Origin of the sequence: Microcoleus sp. B4-C1, assembly GCF_036705285.1 — a bacterium.
In the GTDB taxonomy this organism is placed as follows: Bacteria; Cyanobacteriota; Cyanobacteriia; order Cyanobacteriales; family Microcoleaceae; genus Microcoleus.
On the sequence record NZ_JAUBUC010000018.1, the window covers coordinates 1 to 18,439 of the forward strand.

Genomic DNA, 18,439 nt, shown 5'->3' on the forward strand with positions numbered 1-18,439 from the left:
GTCCTTTTTGGACGGGCGGGACGCCCATCCCACAATAACAATTAAAATTGTAAGTTATTTAATTCGCGATCCTAAGATTTGGAGTGGGCGATCGAGCTTCGATCGAAAAGTTTGTAGGCGTAAGGCGGGGCGTAGCCATCGCACAGCGCTCCGGAAAAAAAGACCAAAAAAAGATCGATCGTCCGCGCAAGTCAACCCTCCTGGGCTCGCACCCGCAACAGCAGCAGCTTTCCCCCCTCACCTCAATCGGGCTGCCGCCTGCCGAAAGCCCTAAGCCTCATAACTCCCCAAAAGTTTTCGCCACAGGAGTTTCACAGTCTCCAAGCTCACAGGTATAGCAACGGCCGATAGGGTAAGGACGTTCTTAATTGATGAAAGCATTGTTTTTACTGTCGAATGCCAAAAGCATTTCTAGAGGCTGCTGCTCTGGCTCCCTTGTGCACGAGAGAGGCGAATGCTATAAAATCTTAAACAGCAGGGGAGTGCGGAAATTGCGATCGAACGCCAAGCAACAACCGAACTCGATCGAGTCCAAACCTTTGATAACCTATAATTTGAATGAGATGCCGCAGGCACTTCTGCTACTGGCATTATACTAATGCGCCATCCTGCGGCTAATTTGGGATTTATTCTTTCTAACAACTAACAACTAACAAATAACAACTAATAAAGAGGGGATTGCTTAATGGCTGCAACAGATTTTAAAGACTATTACGCTATTTTGGGACTCAACAAAACTGCCAGTTCTGACGAAATTAAAAAAACTTTCCGCAAACTAGCCCGCAAATATCACCCGGACATGAACCCCGGCAACAAAGAAGCAGAAGCTCGTTTTAAAGAAGTAAACGAAGCTTACGAAGTGCTCTCAGACCCTGAAAAACGCAAAAAATACGACCAATACGGTCAATACTGGAAGCAAGCTGCCACAACTCCAGGCGGATGGCCGGGCGGGGGCAGTACGAATGTAGACTTTGGCGGGGTTGACTTCAGCGAGTACGGCAGTTTTGACGAATTTATCAATGCCTTGTTAGGTCGCGCAGGTAGTAGTCCTGGTAGTGCCCGCAACGCCAAGTGGAATTACAGCAACTACCGCAGCACCAGCGGCGGGCCCACAGGTTTTGGCGGATTTGAAGATTTCGCGGGGTACGAAAATCGCACCGCAGGAAGCTCTCTCGACACCGAGGTCGCCATTTCCCTGACTTTGGGGGAAGCATTTCGGGGAACTTCTAAGCGAGTCGCCACGGGGGAAGTTTCGATTCCAGCAGGAGTGAAAACCGGCAGCAAAATTCGGATAAAAGGCAAAGGTCAAGTTGACCCGTACACGAAGCAACAGGGAGATTTGTACCTAAAATTAGAAGTTTTGCCTCACGCTTTCTTCCAGTTTGAGGGAGAGAATTTGGTCTGCGAAGTGCCGATAACTCCCGACGAAGCGGTGTTGGGATCTTCAATTGAAGTGCCGGCGCCTGAAGGTATGATCACTGTGAAATTTCCAGCCGGGATTCGTTCGGGTCAGTCTTTGCGGTTGCGGGGCAAGGGATGGCCGAAACCGAAGAAAAACGAGCGGACTGATTTGTTGGTCAAAATTGCGATCGTGCCACCGAAAGAAATTAGCAGTGTAGAACGCGAATGCTATGAAAAAATCAAAGCAAATCGCACTTTTAATCCTCGCAGTAATCTCAATCAGATGGTGCTGTAAATTACCCAGCACGGACCTGAGTACAGCTACAGTGTGGGCTTTCAATAGCCCTGAAATGATCTTGCACCTTGCAAAACAATCTCGAACCTTCGGGCTTATTTACGAAAGCCTCAATAGCAGCAATATTCTTACTGCCGTTTAAGTCGGCATCACCTTTCCATCCACAATGACCACAAGCGAACTTTTTGCCATTCCTATAAGACTCACCCTTTACAGGATGAATGTGATTGCACTTGTGGCACATTTTGCTGGTGTATCTAGGCTCAACAAACAGAATCTTTACGCTATGCTTTATAGCTTTGTAGATGAGGAATTGACGCAACTGAAAGAACGCCCAGCTATTACTAAGTCTCCGCTCTTTCTGCGAGCGTGGCTGCTGATTTGTGCGTTCCCTAATTCCCGTCAAATCTTCCAAAGCGATAACTTGATTTTTGTTCTTAGCCTTGGTTACGATACGGTGACTGATAGTGTGATTTACCAAAGTCTGAAAGCGCTTTTCCTTGCCCGACAACCGTTTCAACAATTCTCGACATCTACGCCGAGTGCTGCGCGTGCCTTTCGTGGCTTTTCGCTGGATATTTGCTCTCAACTTGGCATAATGGTTTTTAACTTTGGTAATTTGTTTGCCGCTAAATGTATCTCCATCAGAAGTGACCGCAATATCAGTCCTACCCAAGTCACAACCCAAAACTTGATTGCAAGGTGGAGGCTCGGCTGGCTGAGATTCAAGCTGAATATTAAGATAGTAACTGCCATTTTGCGTTTGCACAAAGTAGCAGTCTTGGGGTTTTGACCTTTCAGCAATCCAAGTTGGTAGTTTCCGATAGCCAGTACAAACCGTTCCCTACCACCAGTAGTAGTCAAACTTACTGTCCAATCTTTTTCCCTAAAAGAAAAGATACGGGTATCGTAAGTGACGCTAGTAGGAGCAAATTTGTTAACAGGCTTCCCATCTTTTTTAGCTGTTTTTCTGTTACCAGAAACCCGTCTAATAGCATGGATTGCCAACTGCGCCGAAAGTCCAAACATCTCTCTGACATTGTGATATACCTGCAGATTGCATCGCCAATTCATTTGTCAGAGTTGGCGGCACAGTTTGATTCACGTATTCACAAGCATTAGCGAATGCCTGAAGGGTTGCATCAATTTTGATGGAATGCTCAGGCGTTACTTGGAGCTTGCAAGGGGCGGGTTCACCGAAATATATGACACCCACCGACAAATCAGATAAACCCGCCCCATCCCATCGAGAAACTACCAGAACTATCGGTCAGAGCAACTCCGCCCTATGAAAAACTCCACTTTTAACCAACCCTCTACCAGAATAGGCGCAACCACAGGCAGATTGCGCCTACAAAACGCTATATTTTGTTGTTCGTAAGTCCTGAATCGAAAATCAAAAATCGAATAACCCTTGACGTGTGTAGCAATTCGTGATATTTTTATCCGCGTTTATCGGGATATAAAAAATATTTATGAATAAATCTTAAGTTTTAATTAAATTTAGTATTATAATTTTGGTAACTTCCAACTAAGTATTTATTCTCAATATGATAGCGGATCAATTTCCTTGGCTGACCGCAATTGTCATCCTACCCCTCCTAGCTTCCCTCGCCATCCCTTTTCTGCCCGATACAGACGGCAAAACCATTCGCTGGTATGCCCTAGGCGTAGGTATTGCAGATTTTGTATTAATGTGCTGGGTGTTTTGGACTCATTACGATCCAAGCATCTCTACTTTCCAAATCGTAGAGCAATATTCCTGGATACCTTCTTTAGGTCTCAACTGGTCTGTTTCCGTTGACGGACTGTCAGTGCCGTTGGTACTGTTGGCGGGATTGGTGACGACGCTATCAATCTTTGCAGCCTGGGAAGTCGATCGCAAGCCACGACTATTCTACTTCCTGATGCTGGTGATGTACTCCGCACAAATAGGAGTTTTCGTCGCCCAAGACATCATGCTGCTGTTCATTGTCTGGGAACTAGAACTAATTCCGGTGTACCTGTTAATCTCGATTTGGGGCGGACAAAACCGCCGCTACGCAGCTACCAAATTCTTGATTTACACCGCAGGCGCTTCCATCTTTATTTTGATAGCTGCCTTGGCAATGGCATTCTACGGCGGAGGCACTCCCACCTTCGACATGGTAGAACTAGGCTTGAAGGACTACCCACTGGGCTTAGAACTCCTGCTTTATGCGGGACTGCTGATTGCCTTCGGTGTGAAACTGGCGATTTTCCCCTTCCACACTTGGCTACCTGATGCCCACGGTGAAGCATCTTCTCCTGTTTCGATGATTCTGGCCGGTGTATTGCTGAAAATGGGCGGATACGGACTGATTCGCCTGAATTTGGAACTTCTTCCCCAAGCACACGTTTACTTTGCACCGATTATGGCGGTGCTCGGCGTAGTCAATATTATCTACGGCGCGCTGAATTCCTTCGGCCAATCGAACATGAAGCGCCGCTTAGCGAATTCGTCGATTTCTCACATGGGATTCGTGTTGTTGGGTATTGCTTCCTTCACGGATTTGGGAATCAACGGGGCGCTGTTGCAAATGATTTCTCACGGTTTAATCGCCTCAGTATTGTTCTTCCTGGCTGGCGTTACTTACGATCGCACCCATACAATGATCATGGACGAGATGGGCGAGATTGGAAAAGTCATGCCGAAAGTGTTTGCCTTGTTTACCGTAGGCGCGATGGCATCTTTGGCACTCCCCGGAATGAGCGGTTTTGCTAGCGAATTGTCCGTGTTTGTGGGCGTCGCAACTAGCGATATGTACAGCGGTTCTTTCCGCGCGGTGACAGTGTTCCTGGCTGCTGTAGGACTGATTTTGACGCCGATTTATTTGCTCTCGATGCTGCGACAGTTATTTTACAACTGTGGCACCCTAGCTGCTTGCGACCTTGAGGATCTAAATCTGCAGAATCAAAGAAACAATCTGGATGAAGCGGTTTGTTTTGGTAATAGTTGCGTTTTGCCTGGTGATGCACCGTTTATTGATGCTAAACCTCGGGAAGTGGCGATCGCATTTTGCTTTTTGATACCGATTGTCGGCATTGGTTTTTATCCCAACATGGCGATGCAAGTCTACGATGCCAAGACTGTCGCAGTCAACGCAGAAGTCCGCCAATCTTACATCCAAATTGCTCAACAAAATCCTCGGATTTATGCGAATCAACTTTTGGTTCCCAAAATTGCCCAAGCTCAAAAATCGCCTGCTTTGGACAAAATTACAGGGGCTGAATCTGCATCGGTTTTTGGCATTGTCAAATAATTTTCTCGAACTCTGTTTTTGTTGAAAATTGGGCGATCGCTTTTGTCAAAGGGCGATCGCTTTTTTCTTATCGCTGAATTTCTGAAATAATCTGCGCCAGATTCTCCCTAGCATATCCCACCTCAAGAATCGATTTATCATCGAGATCAGAGGCTACTTTTTTCAAGATATTTAGCGGTTCTTCAAAGCCTGTCGTCTTCACAAACAACACTTGCAACCGATTTTTTACTAATGCTAAAATAGAGCGACTTGGTTCGCCTTTATCCCCTTTCCGTTTAGCAATGTTGATGCTCAATTTGTGAGTTTTCAACAGCCGCATTCTTTCTATTCCTTGGGTCTTAACCGTCTCCAAAACCTCCGCTCGAATCTGATCGACTAATCTATCCGTCACATATTGCACGATCAAAGGCTGAAGCATAAAAACAGTTTCCCCGCCCTCACTAATTTTGTCAATCAGCGAGCGACGACCTAGAGAATCGAGATTTTTTAGCAAATCCGAAAGCGATGAATTGACCAACATCTGCTCTCGCAAAGTCGCCAGGGAAATCGGGATTTGAGCAATAGCAATCCAGTAGGCAATCTCTTGTTCTGAACTCGACATTCGATCGAACTGTTGCGCCAGCAAATTGCTGATATGTTCTTCAATAAATAACGCCGTAGCTTCCAAAAGCTTTAAAACATTCCCCTCGAAAAACTCGTTAATTGTTGTCGCTACAATCTTTAAGGCTAACAGATTGCCTCCGTACCGGGATAACAAGATTTCCAACTCTCGATCTTGAGGCGACAAACCTTTTTCTTGGAAAATTTCCCGCGCTATTTCCTCGGAAATAGCAGGTTTTAAAGACCGCACTTTTTCTCCCGCCAGCAAAGCCAGTTCCGTAGGCTCTTCCCAACTAACTAGCAGTAAACAGCTATTGTGATTGACCTCACCGAGCCGCACAATTAAATCTCGATATCCTTCGTAGCCTTCGCGATAGTGTCCCGCTAATTCTTCGGGTTTGAGAACCGCTTCAAAATCGTCTAAAATTACCAGACAGCGGTGTTTTCGCAGATACTCGACCAAGCGCGAAATTTTGCTGTTGAGGTCGATCCTATTCGTTGGCGTAGCCCCCGTAGGGGCGAGATCCCCTAACGGCACATCGGGTTTTTGTTGGTTAGAAAAAAGTTGAATTAAGCTTCCTAGGAAGTCGGATGGTGCGGGTGTCGATCGCAGCGATCGCCAAATCACAAAATCAAACTCATTCTGTACCTGTTTTGCCAACTGCACCGACAGAGTTGTTTTGCCGCTACCAGCCAAACCAAGCAGCGCTACCAGGCGACAATTATCTGATACAATCCACTGCTTTAAAGTAGTTAATTCTTCAGTCCGTCCGTAAAAAACCGAAACATCCGGTGCTTGGCCCCAATCTTCCTCTCGGTGTCCGATGGCCATCTTCAATAGAGAGCCTTTACCTCCACTAAAATCGCTCGTTCCCTGATCGATGTGGTATGAAAACAGCAACTGATGCCTCAATTCCGAAAGCTTTCCAGGGCCATTCCCCCCGATCTGAAACTTTTTGTAAACTTCGCCTAGTCTTTTGCGAACGGCGATGTCGCTAATGCCAAGCTTGGTTGCGATCGTCGCCGTAGATTGACCGTCGAGAGCCATAAACACAGTTTCTAACTCGGCATCTGTGACACCGCGTTGTTTGGCGATCGTTTGCACAAAGTTTTGAGGAATCGGAGTAGTCAAGGTAGGAATCTCGTCTATACTAAAAATCTATCTTCTATTATATTGTGTGAGTTCTCGCGGGCGAGCAATTGAATCGAATCTACCAACGTTCAGCTTGCTTTTTGTTGTTTGGGTAGTTTTAGATATTTATACCCAATTATCGATTGTGATACCAGTTAAAAAAATACACCTCTAGGCTCGTACTCCAAACCAATACACAATCAGTCATTCCAAATTATTCAATTCTTCAATTATTCAATTCTTCAATTCTTTAATCAAAGATGCTATGAGAAACGGGGAGTTTATCGCCCTAAATTGTTGCTGTCTCCTCATCCGTAAAACCTATTGTATAGTGGAGGCGCGGCGCTTAATTTATAGCACTAAACCATAAATATCCAACCGCACCCCAACCCACAGCCTATCAAAAACCGGGTAAATATTACAATTTTTGAAAGCAGCGCTGTATCAGCCAAAAATTGTCGCAGTAGCGCGGTATTCTTGGGCAGAAAGCACCCGCCAACTCCCATCGCCCATAAGTTCCAAAACCTGCTGGTGATATTTCACTAAACTCACTCGGTGGCCGACACTCACAAACGTAGTTTTAGTGGCTTGCAACTGCTCGTATAAATGTTGCTCGTTCTTCAAATCCAAAGCACTTGTCGCCTCATCCAAAATAGCGTATCTCGGTTCCGTCAATAACAATCTAGCAAAAGCTAAACGTTGCTGTTCTCCCAGCGACAAAATCTCGCCCCAATCTAAATTCGCATCAAAACCGCCCAATCTGTCCGGCAAATCTGCTAAGTTTACTGATGCCAAAACGCGGCGCAATTTTTCCTCATCAACCTCGCTACTGGTATGGGGATACAAAAGTTGCGATCGCAAACTACCCAAAATCATATAAGGACGCTGCGGCAAAAACAGCATTTCCCCCAATTCTGGCCGCGCCAAACGCCCCGTTCCCGCGTCCCACAAACCCGCAATTGCCCGCAGCAAGGAACTCTTTCCAGCACCGCTTTGTCCGACAATTAACAGTCCTTCACCGGGCTGCACTGCTACCGACAAATCCTTAATTAAAGTCTTTTGATGCTGCGGAGTATCTAAAGTAACGTGCTCCAGTGTCAACTGAGAATCTACTACTACATCTATAGCAGTTCCTCCAGGACGAGATACCGCTTTTTTCGCTTCCAGAGTATCTGTAAATACAGTCAAACGATTGATACTAGCTGCAAAAGAACTCAGCGGCTCAATCTGAGTTACAATCACAGAAAAAGCGCGCAAAACCTGAGTGAAAGCAAAACCAGCTTGAGTGATATCTCCAAACTCGATTGTACCACTTTGATCTGCAAAATAAGTTGGAGCTAGAAACAAAGCCGGAATAATCACAACAGCATATCCGTATCCAGTTGTGAAATAATCCAAGTTTCGCTGCCAACCAATTAGCAAATTAAAATTGCGGAATACTTCCACAAATCGCTGCTTTATTTGAAATGATTCTTGCTCCTCGCCTCCATAAAAAGCAATAGATTCGGCGTTGTCGCGAATGTGAACCAGTCCGTAGCGAAAATTTGCTTCTTTTTTAAGTTGCTCGAAATTCAGAGGTACTAATCTTTGACCAAAAACTAGAGTAGCTGTCGTGCCCACAATAGCATAGATAATCAGAAAAATCGAAAGTTGTTTTGAGATAGACCACAGGATACCAGTAAAAGATATAATATTAACTATTGAACCAAGGATGAGCAGCATAAATGACAAACTTGTCCGGGTAAAAGAGCGGACATCTTCGGAAATTCGCTGGTCTGGATTGTCGATTTCCTTGTGTAAATTTATTTCGTAATAAGCCCGATTCTGAAAATACTTATCGAGGAACTTATTAGTCATCCACTCCCGCCAGTAGATACCCAATTTATCTTCGGTATACCGGTAAATTACCACAATGGGAGTGCCGACTATAAAAACCCCTGCATACACAAACAGATACTTCCAGTAATTGAGCTGGTCTTTCTTAGCTAGTGCTGTGTTAAAAAAGTTACCGACGTAACTAATTATTACATTCATACCGCTGACTGACAGCGACAAAAAAAGCAGCAAAGTCAATAAAGCCCAGGGCTGCCAGTGCGGTGTCAATCTGTCTTTGAACCAGACAAAAGCGCTGAAAGGAAGAATTAACATTAAAGCCACGATCGCAATTGCGGGCGAATTAATAATTCCTTTCAACAAAGTAACTAAGCCTGCTGCAATACTATTGACAAATTCGGGAAATAAGACTTGAGTACCCAAACATACAGCGCTGACGAGTACAAACATCGCAGCGAAGAGAAATATCAACAACAGCGCTACTAATCCTAAAAATATTCTGCCACTCCCAGGCTCTAAAGGATAAAAGTAAGGTTGAGCGATCGCAATAAATCTCTGCCACAACTGACGGTCAAATCGATTCATCTTTGCTGTTTACAAAACTACTTTGACTGTTCTAACATATCAACTATTGTGACAAACGGCAGCAGTAATTTATGTCGGAGTTTTGCGAAAAAATTTGTCTCACCCAGAGACGGAAACTGGTTTTCCGAGTTAACTGGTGGAGACCAAAAATTTGGGAGCTTTGTTCAAGCTCTTATATTCATCTGTTAAATCAATTCTTTAATCTCAAATCTCAAATCGCTCTAGCTGGAAGAAGTTGCGCTATCGCCGGCCAAGTCCGACTGCAATTTACTGCTGTAAAATCGTTGGCTAATCCCTAAAATTACTTGTTTCATTAGCCAATACAAAACAGCAATTACTACAAAAGTGACAGCCATTACTAAAACCGGACGCTTGCCTATCAAATCGTTCATTACACTGTTAACCAGCGCATCGGGGTTAGTCAGAATGTCCCAAGTGTTGAAGCGGATAAATCGCCCTAAATAAATGCCGATCGCCGAAAGTGCGTGTATAGTTATCTCCGTTACCAGGATAAATCTACTCAAACCCTGTTGCTTCAAATAGTAACCCAAATTCATCACCGACAGCACGTAAGCTCCAAACCCGGCCAGCATAAACGCGAGATATTGGGGAATCAAAGCCAGAGTCACAATCCACACCGAGTTCCCCTCTTTAATCTGGCGGATCAGGTGAATGATATCAGTTAAAACGTAGGGCGCATTGGGTAAAAATGCGATAAACCAGAAAAAACCGCCCCACCACCGGAGAGAGCGAACTCCGCGCTGCCGCAGTACCCAGATGTCTACAGCCATCAGTGCCAGTGTAATCGCGATCGCCCCCAAAACGTAAGTTTTGCCCACATCTTGCACTATGTGCCTCAGATACGCAAAAACAGGGCGCGTACTGGACAAAAAAGTAGCGCCTAGGAGAAAGCCCGTACCCCACAGCAGCCAGCGCGATCGAGGTTTGCGGAACAGCCAAAAACTCAGGCCCAGCGGTACTAAACCCAAAAACAAATTCCAAGACATCCAGCGGACATTGTGTCCCATTGCTTGCAGCGCTTCCAGGATTAATCCCATCATGTCAATTTTTATACAATTAAAGGTTTGATGCAGCACCGCTTCGTTAGCAGCTTCCGTCTATTTTAGTCTTTAAATTGTAGGGTGAGTCAGCTTATGGCCCCTGGCTGCGCGCCTGAAAATCAGGCTCTGCTGACGAATCCTACCACTGCGGAGTCAATCTCAAATCTAAAATCTCAAATCGACTGACGCACCCTACCACTGCGGAGTCAATCTCAAATCTAAAATCTCAAATCTAAAATCTAAAATCGACTGACGCCCTACTATTTATACACTTTGTCGATCGGAATCTCAATCTGAAAAGTTGTTCCGCATCCTATGGAAGAAATGCACTCAATCTTACCCTTGTGCTTTTCCACCACAATCGAGTGCGCGATAGACATTCCCAACCCCGTACCTTTCCCCACAGCTTTCGTAGTAAAAAACGGGTTAAAAATGCGATCGACTATCCCATCGGGAATACCCGTACCGTTGTCCGAAATTTCTACCCTCACAGTGTTCTGGGGGGTTACACCAGTGGAAATAGTAATGCGACCACTCTTTGTCTCTGATTGTGGAACCGATAACTGGTGATATCGCTCTTCAATAGCATCAATTGCATTAGCAATAATATTCATAAACACCTGATTCAGTTGGCTGGCATAGCACTCCACCAGCGGCAGTTTCCCGAACTCCTTAATTACTTCAATTTCCGGGCGGCTGTCCCGACTCTTCAAGCGGTGCTGCAAAATTAACAAAGTGCTCTCAATTCCCTCGTGAATATCCACCGGCTTCATTGCCGATTCGTCCAGTCGCGAAAAATTTCTGAGGGACAATACAATTTGCCGGATGCGCTCGCTTCCTACCTGCATCGAACCCATAACTTTTCTTAAATCCTCAGCCATGAAATCCAAATCAATCTCTTCAATGCGATCGACAATTTTTGAATTAGGATCGGGATACTCCTGTTCGTAAAGAGTAACAAGATCCAGCAACTGTGTAGTATACTGGTTGAGATAATCAATGTTAGCGTGAATGAAATTAACGGGATTATTAATTTCGTGAGCTATCCCAGCCACTAATTGCCCCAAAGAAGACATTTTTTCTGTTTGAATGAGTTGAGTTTGAGTAGAGCGCAATGACCGCAGCGCTGACTCTAAATCTCTGGCTTTTTCTCTTTCTCGTTCCTCGCTTTGCCGCAGTGCTTCCTCTGCTTGCTTGCGAGTCGTAATATCCTGGGAAACTCCAATTATTACCTTAGCATGACCCTCCGCATTCCTACTAAAAATAGTATCCCGGCTTTGCAGCCACAACAATTGACCGTATGCTCCCTGTACCCGGTACTCAATTTCCCTAGTTTCGCCATCTTCAACTTCTGCAAAGCTCGCGTGATGTTCCACAATTTTCGGCAAATCTTCGGGGTAGATCAACTGAGGCATGAGTGACGAATCCATCGCTGTAATGTCGTCAAGGGTATATCCCAAAAGCCCGAACAGTGAAGTATTGCTGTAAATATTTCGCTGTTCTTCCAAGTCGTATAGATACAAAATACCGGGAGTAGCCTCGGCTACTTTTTGAATAAACTGCTGGCTTTCTTGCAATTCTAATTCAGCTTGTTTGCGATCCGTAACATCAACGGCGATGCCGTCCCAAAAACAAGCGCCGTTTTCTCTAGCTTCAGGACGCGACATTATCTGCAACCAGCGAATCTTGCCTGAAGGTAGCACCATCCGTCCTTCCCACTGCCAAGGTTGCAAAGTCTGGGCAGAAATAGCAACTGATTCGTCATGACTTTGGCGGTCGTCGGGATGAATCAAATTTCCTATCAAAGCCGCATTTTGCATAACATCTTCGGGTTCTAACTCAAAAACTTCTCGGCAAGCAGGACTTATGTAAGGAAAACTGGAAGAGCCATCTGCACGCAACAAAAATTGATAAATTATTCCCGGCACATTAGCAGACAGCTTTTGGAATTTTGCCTCGCTTTCCCGCAGTGCTTCCTCTGCTTGTTTGCGTTCCGTAATGTCAGTAATTGAACCAACCATGCGGACTGCTTTTCCAGATGCGTCCCACAAAGCTTGTCCCCGACTCAATATCCATTTGTAAGCGCGGTTATAGCACCACAAGCGGTATTCGGTGATGTAATGCGGCGTTTTTCTCTCCAAGTGTTCTTGAAGAAGTTGCTGAGAACTCACTAAATCATCGGGATGTAAACTCGTATTCCATGTATTATTGTAATCGCTAATGTCACTATCTTCGTAACCAGTGATTTCCTTAAAGCGATCGGAAACAAAAAGTTCACCGGTTTGCAAGTTCCAGTCCCAAATGCCGTCATTGTTGCCTTTGAGTGCTAACTGCCAGCGTTCTTCAGTTTGCATCAATTGAGCAGTTCTCTGTTTCACTCTATTTTCGAGTTCTTGATTGAGCTGTTTGAGACTTTCTTCTGCCTGGTTGCGTTCGATCGCAATTCCTGCTAAATTAATCGACGCTTCTATCAATTGCAGATCAAAGTTTTTGGGGTAGCGCGGTTGGGAATAATACATTCCAAAAGTCCCCAAAACTTGACCCTGAGATGAGAAAATAGGAGTAGACAAGCAAGCTCTCAGTCCAAAACTCAAGGCTAAATCTCGATAATTTTCCCACAAAGGATCGCTGGCAATATCTGTAACGATTACCTGTTGGCGGCTAAAGGTAGCAGAGCCGCAGGAACCGACATCCGGCCCGATGGCTATGCCATGAATAGCAGCATTGTAACTGTCGGGCAAACTGGGCGCGGCTCCGTGCAGCAAATGTTTTCCGTCTGGAGCTAGAAGCAATATCGAACCGATGACATCTCTAGATTGCTGCTCGATAATTTTAACTAAAGTATTTAAAGTATCGCCCAGAGAAGCACCCTTAGCAATCATTTCTAAAATTTGTTTTTGACCCGTTAACCAATTTTCAGCTTGCTTGCGCTCCGTAATGTTGCGGGCTACCCACAGAGCCGTGTTTTCTTTCATTGGCGAAATGGTAGCGGCAAACCACGTTTGTACGCTGGCAAGTTCCAGGTTATATTCAAAAGTACAGGTTTGATTTGTAGCAAGGGCGGTGCGAATTTTATCGTGAAAAATATCTGCCATTTCTGGCTCGAATAATTCGCTGATTTTTTTCCCGGAAAATTCCGCCGGTGGCTTGTACAATAATTCTGGATTTGTCGGGGCAATTTTCAGCAAGCGTCCCTCAATATCAATCTCGAAAATTACGTCGTTCATGGCAGCGAACAAAGCTCGAAGTTCCGCTTCAGAACCTTGCAGGGCGATTTCAGCTTGTTTGCGATCGCTAATATCCGTCCCGATACAAAGCAGTCCTGCCACATTTCCCTTCGCATCTAGTAAAGGTTTATTTGTCCACGCTATCCACACCCTTTCTCCATTGTGGCGGATGTTTTCATTTTCGTTTTGGAAGTATTTTTCCGGCTGTGTCAAACAGTCTCGAATCTTTGTCGCGAAGTCACTTTCAAATAACTCTGTTTTCGGTATAATTGTGCCGATCGCACTTTGGCCGATGATTTCTGCTTCTGAATACCCGAAAAAATCTTCAGCAAACTCGTTAAAAAAAGTAATATTACCTTCACTGTCTAACTGCACAATCATGCTGTTAGCATTCTCAACTAATTGCCGGTACTTAACTTCGCTCTCCCGCAGTTTCGCACGGCCGTACACCCAGTTAAAAACCGCCGCCCCGCTCAAAAGTGCCAGCAAGCCACCTCCAAAAAGCAGCCAGCCCCGAAACGGCGAATTCGCAGGCCATCCTCCCGCCGGAATTGCTGCCAACTGCCAGGAACCGTTGGGCAAAGTCACTTCCAGCACCACGGGATTCTGCTCAAAAATTGACCCGTCACCGAAAAACACAGGGCCGGAGGCTCCCGAACCGTCTTTGCCCCGCAGAGCGTATTGCAGCTTCGCTGAGGAGTCGTTGAGTCCTGCTTCCTCAATGAGGGTATTTTTGTCGATGATCAGGCCTGTCAAGCCCCAGTAAACTCCTTTTTCTGCCTCGGCGCCGGAGGGTGTGAGAAAAATCGGCGATCGGCTGATGAAAGTCTCGTCCCCCTCCAATAATTTCACGGGCCCGGCTAGCAAAGTTTTTCTGGTTCGGATGACCTCTTTGACCATTTCCCGCTGTTCGGGTAGCGTCGTCAAGTCAACTCCGATCGCCGATTCATTTCCCTCCCGCGGATAAATGTAAGCGACCGTCGTGCCTTTAACTAAAGTTATGGCGCGAATGCCCGGTTGCTGTGCCACCAGAATTCTCGCCGTCGCTGCAAACTCGGCTTCGGTGATGTTTGGGTTGTTGGAAATGTAAGCCCCCAAACCCCGCATCAAAAACAGGCGGGAATTCAAAGAGCCTTCCAGCTTAGAGCGGACTGTGCTGAGGCGATCGAGGGTGCTAGCGCGGTTGTAGTGAAAAAACCGCCGCTGTTCCGATCGATCTAAAATGCCAACTCCGACCAAAATTGCTATTGATGCCGAAATTGCTGCTAAATACGGTGAAATTTGGAATTTTTTAACCTTAAAGTATTCCATCTGCCGGGGGTTAAGGTATTTTTTTACGTCTTTAGATAGATTTAGTTTAGTTCGATTTCTTTAAGCAAATCCACGATTTTCGGCATAGCGGGCTTTTCGCAAGCGGGCGCGAGTTTGTGGTGTTCTAGGACACCCGCCTAACGCGGGCGATCGGCAAGCCTCTCATCATTAATTCTATGGAAAAAGTTTTAAATCTACAATCGACTGACCGAAAGTAATGTCGTCATAAGCCCCCGGATTCATTCCAACGCGCAGGCTCAGGACGGGATCAATCTAAAATCTGAAATCTAAAATCTCAAATCGACTGACTCGCCCTCGATGGGGTAGGACGCGCCATGCTCCCGCACCACACCGGTGGGGGAACGCGCACCCGAAAGACGGGAGTTATTAGCTAAAATAGGTTTAGCAATAATTTTTTTCAGCGCTACGGCTAATCATTCATAGGGGCAATTTGATGCAAGAACAGTTGATGGAAGCGATCGCACCTTACCGCAATCGCGTAGATTATCTAGAAGTTCGCCTCGAACAAAGCGAGTCAACTGCGATTAGTTTTCGCGGCCCTCAGTTAGATGCTGTCAACCGCAGTTTTAGTCTCGCCGGCGGCATCCGCGCCTGTCACAAAGGTGGCTGGAGTTTTGTAACTTTTAACGGTTTAGATGAATTAAAAGACCGCATTGAAGAAGCTGTAGTGCAATCTCGTTTGGTTGGTAGTGAAAAAACTCTACTAGCAGATGTCACCCCGATTCAAGATTATGTAGCGGTGGAATTGGGCCGCGATCCGCGCTCTATTACTCTAGCCGAAAAGCGGAAATTGCTCGAATCTTACAATCAGTTGCTGTTAGATCATGACCCGCGAATTCAGACGACAATGGCAGGTTACAGCGACAGATTTGGGATTACTTATTTTGTGAATTCTCAAGGGACTTGCATCGCTCAAGAGCGCTTGGACGTGACCGGACGTTTCGGAGCGATCGCCCGCGGCGAGGGCGGTGTCGTCCGCCAAGGGTTTGAGTCGATTCACTCGCGATCGGATTACGATGTCTTGACAAATATTGAAGATCGTGTTAAGAGTGCTGCCGTTCGAGCTGTAGGCCAATTAGAGGCAAAATCGGTGAAAGGTGGTCAGTATCCGGTGATTTTAGACCCTTATTTGTCGGGGGTTTTTATTCACGAAGCTTTCGGGCATTTGTCGGAAGCAGACGGCATTTACGAAAACCCGAAAATGCAGGAATTGTTGACTTTGGGCAAGTCTGTGGCGATCGAACAATTGAATGTAATTGACGACGCAACTGTGCCGGGATTACCCGGAACCTTGAAATACGACGACGAAGGCGTGCCGGCTCAGTGCAAGCATTTAATTAAAAATGGAGTTTTAGCCGCTCGGATGCACAATCGCGAGACTGCGGGCAAAATGGGCGAAAGTCCGACGGGAAATGCCCGGGCTTTGAGCGCTACTTTTATGCCTTTGGTGCGGATGACTAATACTGCGATCGAGTCTGGCGAACATTCCTTTGACGAAATGGTTGCCGACATTGACGAAGGAGTTTATGCAGTGCGGATGTTGGGAGGACAAACCAACGGCGAAATGTTTACCTTTGCGGCGGCTCAAGGTTTTATGATTCGCGACGGCAAATTAGCCGAACCCGTGAGCGATGTCACTTTAAGCGGCAATGTATTTCAGACTTTAAAGGATATTGAGTCGATAGGAAATGACTCGGTTTATGCCTACGGCGGTTGCGGTAAAGGTGGCCAGAGTGGCTTGCCGGTAAGTGTCGGCGGCCCCCATTTGCGGATTAAAAATGTTGTAGTCGGAGGAAGATAAAAAGTGTTGAGTTTTGAGTTTTGAACTCAACACTTTTTTATCCTGGGTAATGTGCGCTGCGGCGCACCCAAAAGTTCAATAAAAACCCCGGTTTCTTCAAGAAACCGGGGTTTTTCCTACCAACTAAGAGAGGAGTCAAAACTTCACAGGTAGCGGTTGCCGGAATTCTGCATTTCTCGCACAACCCTCTAAACCAAACTACGGCAAATTCTAGTTCCAGCTTCTTTAAAGCTGTCTCATTTCCTCTTCAAGCACCCGAACCAAATCTTGATTGCCACTGGATCTCGCTACTTCTATGCGGTGCATCAGTTGCTTGTGAATGTTAGCGCGGTGGGTTTCTGCTACTTTTTTTACGTTTTGACGATTTGTGTTCATGGTGGACGTTCCTTATATTAAATTTGGTGTACCTGCTACTTCTCTAATATAGCGCTAAATTCCAAAAAGTATCTAAATTTACAAAAAATTTACAGTTGTTGACCGATCGACCAAACTCCTGTATAAGATTGGTCATAAGTCAATAGCGATATCTTGACAATCAGAAGTCATTAGTCATTAGTCAGTAGTCATTAGTCATTAGGCTGATGCCCGATGCCCGATGCCCGATGCCCGATGCCCAACATTTACATTTAGTCAAGCGGTGCGCGGTACGCACTCAACATTTAGTCAAAACTCAAAACTTGCTTCAGCGCCTCTACCAACTGCTGAAGGTGTGCGAGCTCGTGAGTTGCCATCAGCGAAATCCGAATTCGACTCACGCTGACAGTCGGAGGCCGAATCGCTGGAGCAAAAATACCCATTTCCTTGAGTTTGCTGCCGACTGTTAAAGCGGAGGCTGCATCTTTTAACGGAAGAGTGAAAATTGGGGAGAGGGAATTACTAATTGGTAATTGGTAATTGGTAATCGCGCAATATTTGAAAGTTTCGATATTTTGTCGCAACCGAACTCGGCGTTCTGGTTCTTGCTGTACAATCCTCACAGCTTCTAAAGCAGCCGCCGCGTCAGCAGGCGTCAATGCTGTAGTATAAATCCAACTCGCAGCTCGATTACGCAGAAAATCAATTAAAGCAGCAGAGCCCGCAACGTAACCACCTAAACTTCCCAAAGCTTTGCTGAGTGTCCCCACTTGAATCAGTGGTGTTCCCGTACACCCGAAATGTTCTGCACAACCGGCACCGCTAGCACCGAAAACTCCCGTAGCATGAGCTTCATCTACTAATACCATGCAGTTAAAGGTTTCGGCCACAGCCAACAACTGTGGTAGCGGACACAAGTCCCCATCCATACTAAAGACGCTATCGGTAATAATTAAACACTTGCGATACCTTGCGCGATTTTGCTCTAGCTTGGCTTTTAAATCCTCAAGATTGCAGTGACTGTACTCTAGGGCAGTTGCACCGCTGAGTGTGGCTCCGTTTTTCAGGCTCGAATGGTTGTACTTGTCAGATAATATCAAATCGCGCTTGCCGACAACGGATGCGATCGCCCCTAGATTCGCCAAATATCCCGAACTGAATACTAAAGCATCTTCAGTTTGTTTTAAATTAGCAATAGCTTGTTCTAACTGTCGGTGCAAATCGCGGTGTCCGCTGACCAACCTCGAACCCGTCGCACCCGTACCAAATTCCTTAGTTGCAGCTATAGCAGCTTCAATTAACCTGTCATCGCCCGCAAGTCCCAGATAATCGTTGCTGGCAAAGTTAATCAGGCTGTGGCCTGCTAACTTTACCACAGGCCCAGGGGAACTTTCGATCGATTCTGGCGATCTATACCAATTGGCACGGCGAACTGTGTCCAGGGCCTTCTCTATCCAAGCGTAAGGGTCTGTGTTCATATTGGAAAGCGATCGGGTAATACGTTATATTAGCTGGTGATCAGTTCCTCCCTATCACA

At 45.8% G+C, this 18,439-nt stretch carries 11 protein-coding genes; 4 read left to right on the forward strand and 7 right to left on the reverse strand.

Translation table 11 applies throughout. From position 1 onward, the window contains the following. Together QUB26_RS09895 and QUB26_RS09900 are read left to right on the forward strand one after the other, a co-directional pair. Positions 1-274: hypothetical protein (locus QUB26_RS09895; protein ID WP_333317745.1), on the forward strand; the 274-nt coding region annotated here is incomplete at its 5' end. A gap of 411 nt (positions 275-685) precedes the next feature. Further along, positions 686-1,696: a J domain-containing protein gene (locus tag QUB26_RS09900; RefSeq protein ID WP_333057740.1), complete on the forward strand. Its 1,011-nt coding sequence runs from the start codon at positions 686-688 to the stop codon at positions 1,694-1,696. Position 1,697: 1 nt separating this feature from the next. On the opposite strand, the gene QUB26_RS31965 is transcribed toward QUB26_RS09900, so the two are convergent. Continuing rightward, on the reverse strand, positions 1,698-2,465 hold the full coding sequence (locus tag QUB26_RS31965; RefSeq protein ID WP_445299599.1) for an RNA-guided endonuclease InsQ/TnpB family protein: 768 nt from the start codon (positions 2,463-2,465) through the stop codon (positions 1,698-1,700). Positions 2,466-3,246: 781 nt separating this feature from the next. Here QUB26_RS31965 and QUB26_RS09910 point away from each other — a divergent pair. Continuing rightward, a complete protein-coding gene (locus QUB26_RS09910; RefSeq protein WP_333246324.1) occupies positions 3,247-4,977 on the forward strand; it encodes an NAD(P)H-quinone oxidoreductase subunit 4 in 1,731 nt (576 codons plus the stop codon). A 67-nt stretch (positions 4,978-5,044) separates the two neighbouring features. Here the strand turns inward: QUB26_RS09910 and QUB26_RS09915 are convergent, their stop codons facing one another. The 4 genes from QUB26_RS09915 to QUB26_RS09930 all read right to left on the reverse strand — a co-directional run bounded on the left by QUB26_RS09915 (position 5,045) and on the right by QUB26_RS09930 (position 14,726). Continuing rightward, entirely contained in the window at positions 5,045-6,709 is a 1,665-nt protein-coding gene (locus tag QUB26_RS09915; RefSeq protein WP_333246326.1) for an NB-ARC domain-containing protein, read from the reverse strand. A gap of 444 nt (positions 6,710-7,153) precedes the next feature. Continuing rightward, a complete protein-coding gene (locus QUB26_RS09920; RefSeq protein WP_333317747.1) occupies positions 7,154-9,127 on the reverse strand; it encodes an ABC transporter ATP-binding protein/permease in 1,974 nt (657 codons plus the stop codon). A 221-nt stretch (positions 9,128-9,348) separates the two neighbouring features. Beyond that, positions 9,349-10,188: a DUF1361 domain-containing protein gene (locus QUB26_RS09925; protein WP_333317749.1), complete on the reverse strand. Its 840-nt coding sequence runs from the start codon at positions 10,186-10,188 to the stop codon at positions 9,349-9,351. Positions 10,189-10,448: 260 nt separating this feature from the next. Further along, entirely contained in the window at positions 10,449-14,726 is a 4,278-nt protein-coding gene (locus QUB26_RS09930) for a PAS domain S-box protein (protein ID WP_333317751.1), read from the reverse strand. A 454-nt stretch (positions 14,727-15,180) separates the two neighbouring features. Between QUB26_RS09930 and QUB26_RS09935 the strand changes: the two genes are divergently transcribed. Continuing rightward, entirely contained in the window at positions 15,181-16,548 is a 1,368-nt protein-coding gene (locus QUB26_RS09935) for a TldD/PmbA family protein (protein ID WP_333317753.1), read from the forward strand. Between the two features lie 225 nt (positions 16,549-16,773). Here QUB26_RS09935 and pirA read toward each other — a convergent pair whose 3' ends face one another. Further along, entirely contained in the window at positions 16,774-16,923 is a 150-nt protein-coding gene (pirA, locus tag QUB26_RS09940; RefSeq protein WP_172185012.1) for an arginine synthesis PII-interacting regulator PirA, read from the reverse strand. A gap of 284 nt (positions 16,924-17,207) precedes the next feature. Further along, positions 17,208-18,380: an 8-amino-7-oxononanoate synthase gene (gene bioF, locus QUB26_RS09945; RefSeq protein ID WP_333056034.1), complete on the reverse strand. Its 1,173-nt coding sequence runs from the start codon at positions 18,378-18,380 to the stop codon at positions 17,208-17,210. Positions 18,381-18,439 lie beyond the last annotated feature (59 nt).

Coding starts and splice junctions, on each gene's coding strand:
- QUB26_RS09920 (WP_333317747.1), bottom strand. CDS start 9,127: ATGAATCGATTTGACCGTCAGTTGTGGCAGAGATTTATTGCGATCGCT.
- QUB26_RS09930 (WP_333317751.1), bottom strand. CDS start 14,726: ATGGAATACTTTAAGGTTAAAAAATTCCAAATTTCACCGTATTTAGCA.
- bioF (WP_333056034.1), bottom strand. CDS start 18,380: ATGAACACAGACCCTTACGCTTGGATAGAGAAGGCCCTGGACACAGTT.
- QUB26_RS09925 (WP_333317749.1), bottom strand. CDS start 10,188: ATGATGGGATTAATCCTGGAAGCGCTGCAAGCAATGGGACACAATGTC.
- QUB26_RS09935 (WP_333317753.1), top strand. CDS start 15,181: ATGCAAGAACAGTTGATGGAAGCGATCGCACCTTACCGCAATCGCGTA.
- QUB26_RS09900 (WP_333057740.1), top strand. CDS start 686: ATGGCTGCAACAGATTTTAAAGACTATTACGCTATTTTGGGACTCAAC.
- QUB26_RS09910 (WP_333246324.1), top strand. CDS start 3,247: ATGATAGCGGATCAATTTCCTTGGCTGACCGCAATTGTCATCCTACCC.
- pirA (WP_172185012.1), bottom strand. CDS start 16,923: ATGAACACAAATCGTCAAAACGTAAAAAAAGTAGCAGAAACCCACCGC.